Origin of the sequence: Mesorhizobium sp. M5C.F.Ca.IN.020.32.2.1, from assembly GCF_004023105.1 — a bacterium.
Lineage (GTDB): Bacteria > Pseudomonadota > Alphaproteobacteria > Rhizobiales > Rhizobiaceae > Mesorhizobium > Mesorhizobium wenxiniae.
On sequence record NZ_RZSX01000747.1, the window covers coordinates 1 to 3189 of the forward strand.

The window sequence follows — 3189 nt, forward strand, 5'->3', positions numbered from 1 at the left end:
CAACTATGCCATGGGCATCAAGGAACACATCGTGTTCCCGGAGATCAATTACGACAAGGTTGATCAGATCTGGGGCATGGACGTCATCGTTTGTACGACTGCGAAGACGGACGACGAAGCCAGGGCATTGCTCAAGGCCTTCAACTTCCCCTTCCGCCAGTAACGGCAGCGAGAAAAGGAAAAATCTGAAATGGCAAAGACCAGCTCAGTCGAGAAGAACAACAGGCGCCGCAAGCTTGTGGACCAGTACGCTGCCAAGCGCAAGGCCCTCAAGGCGATCATCATGGATCAGTCCAAGCCAATGGAAGAGCGCTTCCGCGCCCAGCTGAAGCTTGCGGCACTGCCGCGCAACTCGGCCAAGATCCGCATCCGCAACCGCTGCGAAGTCACCGGCCGTCCGCGCGCCTACTATCGCAAGCTCAAAGTATCGCGCATCGCGCTTCGTGATCTCGGCAATAACGGCCAGATCCCGGGCCTGGTCAAGTCGAGCTGGTAAGGAGGACGTAACATGTCATTGAGCGATCCTCTCGGCGATATGCTGACCCGCATCCGCAACGCCTATGGCCGCAAGAAGTCGAGCGTTTCGACGCCGGCCTCGCGCCTGCGTACCCGCGTCCTCGACGTGCTGAAGGCGGAAGGCTATATTCGCGACTACAGCCAGACCGACTTCGACAACGGCAAGTCCGAAATCGAGATCGAACTGAAGTATTTCGACGGTGCGCCGGTCGTGCGCGAAATCGCCCGCGTCTCCAAGCCGGGCCGTCGCGTCTACGTTTCGGCGAAGTCGATCCCGCACGTCGCCAACGGCCTCGGCATCGCGATCCTTTCGACGCCGAAGGGCGTCATGGCCGACCACGAAGCGCGCGAACAGAATGTCGGCGGGGAAATCCTCTGCCAGATATTCTGATCTGGAGCGCGATCCCGGAAAGTGGAATCCGGTTTTCGGACACATGTTCGAAAACAGAGACCTGAAACAAGAGAAGTGACGAGGACAACAAAATGTCTCGTATTGGAAAGAAACCCGTTTCGCTGCCGCAGGGCGTGACCGCGACCGTGGACGGCCAGACCGTCACGGCGAAGGGTCCCAAGGGTGAGCTGAAGTTCGTGGTGAACGACGAAGTGCTGGTCAAAATGGAAGGCAGCGAGATCGCTGTCCAGCCACGCGACCAGACCAAGACCGCTCGCTCCAAATGGGGCATGTCGCGCACGCAGATCGTCAACATCCTGCAGGGCGTCAAGGACGGTTTTGAAAAGAAGCTTGAGATCACCGGCGTCGGCTATCGCGCCGCCATGCAGGGCAAGAACCTGCAGCTGGCGCTCGGGTTCAGCCATGATGTCGTCTACGAAACGCCGCAGGACATCACGATCACCGTGCCGAAGCCGACGGAAATCACCGTGACCGGCATCGACAAGCAGAAGGTCGGTCAGGTTGCTGCCGAGATCCGCGAATATCGCGGTCCCGAGCCGTACAAGGGCAAGGGCGTTCGTTACGCTGGCGAGAAGATCGTCCGCAAGGAAGGCAAGAAGAAGTAATTTAAACGCCGCGGGGAGCGGTCGCGGGAGGCTTGTCCTACCGCACAGGGTTGCCCCCGTTTTTTGAAGGCAAGGAACTGATATCATGGGCTCGAAAGAATCCACACAACGCCGCGCTCAGCGCGTCCGCCGCCAGATCAAGAAGGTCGCGGGCGAGCGCCCGCGGCTGTCGGTCCACCGCACGTCGAAGAACATCTACGTGCAGGTGATCGACGACGCCAAGGGCCACACAATCGCTGCCGCCTCGACGCTGGAGAAGGACCTCAAGGGTTCGCTCAAGACCGGTGCCGACACTGCCGCCGCAGTGGCAATCGGCAAGCTGATTGCCGAGCGCGCTTCGAAGGCCGGCGTCAAGGAAGTCGTCTTCGACCGTGGACCGTACATCTATCACGGCCGCGTCAAGGCGCTGGCCGAGGCCGCCCGTGAAGGCGGCTTGAGCTTCTAAGGCATGATCCCGAACCGGAGGTCAGCGCAGCAAAAAGTTGCAGACTTTTCGGATAAGATCATGCGAAGGAAAAATGAGTTTCGCCCCCGGCAGCCCACAGAGGTGCCGGATATCATCATCAACCGTGCTTCCGGAAAAAAACAAGGAACAGGATATGGCACAGGAACGTAGGGATGGCGGCCGCGGCCGTGATCGCGAAGAGCGCGACGACGGCATGGTGGACAAGCTCGTCCACATCAACCGCGTCGCCAAGGTCGTCAAGGGCGGCCGGCGCTTCGGCTTTGCAGCACTCGTCGTCGTCGGCGACCAGAAGGGCCGCGTCGGCTTCGGTCACGGCAAGGCGCGCGAAGTGCCCGAGGCGATCCGCAAAGCGACCGAATCGGCCAAGCGCGACATGATCTTCGTGCCGCTGCGTTCGGGCCGTACGCTGCACCACGACGTCGAGGGACGCTGGGGCGCCGGACGCGTTCTGCTGCGCGCTGCCAAGCAGGGTACCGGCATCATCGCCGGCGGCCCGATGCGCGCCGTCTTCGAGACGCTCGGCATGCATGACGTCGTCGCCAAGTCGATGGGTTCGTCGAACCCGTACAACATGGTTCGCGCCACCTTCGACGCGCTGAAGAGCCAGATGCATCCCAAGGATGTGGCTGCTGCGCGCGGCATCAAGTATTCGACCCTTCAGGCCCGCCGCGGCACCGCCGTCGCGGCCGAAGAATAGTCGACGCTGACCAGGGATTTTGACCATGCCCAAGAAAGCAACCAAGACCATCACCGTCGAGCAGATCGGTTCGCCGATCCGCCGGCCGAAGGAGCAGCGAGCGACGCTGGTCGGCCTCGGCCTCAACAAGATGCACAAGCAGCGCACGCTGGAGGACACCCCCTCAGTGCGCGGCATGATCGCTGCCGTCCAGCATCTCGTCCGCGTCGTGGACGAGGGCTGAACCAGAGCGCAGGAGAACTCAGATGAAACTCAACGATCTGCGTGACAAGGACGGCGCGACGCATTCCAAGAAGCGTCTCGGCCGCGGCATCGGTTCCGGCTCGGGCAAGACTGCCGGCCGCGGCGTCAAGGGCCAGAAGGCGCGCTCCGGCGTCGCCGTCAACGGCTTCGAGGGTGGCCAGATGCCGCTTTACCGGCGCCTGCCGAAGCGTGGCTTCAACAACATCTTCGCCAAGAGCTTTGCCGTCGTGTCGCTGGCCCGCATCCAGGC

Annotated in this window: 7 protein-coding genes and 1 pseudogene; all 8 read left to right on the forward strand. The window is 61.6% G+C overall.

What is annotated here, in order from left to right:
• Positions 1-163: pseudogene (locus EOA86_RS28125) on the forward strand (50S ribosomal protein L5); the annotation flags it as partial.
• A 27-nt stretch (positions 164-190) separates the two neighbouring features.
• Positions 191-496, forward strand: coding sequence for a 30S ribosomal protein S14 (gene rpsN, locus EOA86_RS28130; protein ID WP_029352223.1), 306 nt, complete (start codon positions 191-193; stop codon positions 494-496).
• Positions 497-508: 12 nt separating this feature from the next.
• Positions 509-907: a 30S ribosomal protein S8 gene (rpsH, locus tag EOA86_RS28135; RefSeq protein WP_006205453.1), complete on the forward strand. Its 399-nt coding sequence runs from the start codon at positions 509-511 to the stop codon at positions 905-907.
• A gap of 92 nt (positions 908-999) precedes the next feature.
• The gene (gene rplF / locus EOA86_RS28140; protein WP_023799285.1) at positions 1000-1533 is read left to right on the forward strand and encodes a 50S ribosomal protein L6; all 534 of its coding nucleotides are present in this window, start codon (positions 1000-1002) and stop codon (positions 1531-1533) included.
• Between the two features lie 85 nt (positions 1534-1618).
• Entirely contained in the window at positions 1619-1978 is a 360-nt protein-coding gene (rplR, locus tag EOA86_RS28145; protein WP_029352225.1) for a 50S ribosomal protein L18, read from the forward strand.
• Positions 1979-2132: 154 nt separating this feature from the next.
• Complete coding sequence (gene rpsE / locus EOA86_RS28150) at positions 2133-2696, forward strand: 30S ribosomal protein S5 (protein WP_006333394.1); 564 nt, start codon at positions 2133-2135, stop codon at positions 2694-2696.
• Positions 2697-2721: 25 nt separating this feature from the next.
• Positions 2722-2919 (forward strand): 50S ribosomal protein L30, encoded by a 198-nt coding sequence (rpmD, locus tag EOA86_RS28155; RefSeq protein ID WP_127209459.1) that lies wholly within the window; start codon positions 2722-2724, stop codon positions 2917-2919.
• A 22-nt stretch (positions 2920-2941) separates the two neighbouring features.
• A partial coding sequence (gene rplO / locus EOA86_RS28160) for a 50S ribosomal protein L15 (RefSeq protein ID WP_128344660.1) occupies positions 2942-3189 on the forward strand: 248 nt, incomplete at its 3' end.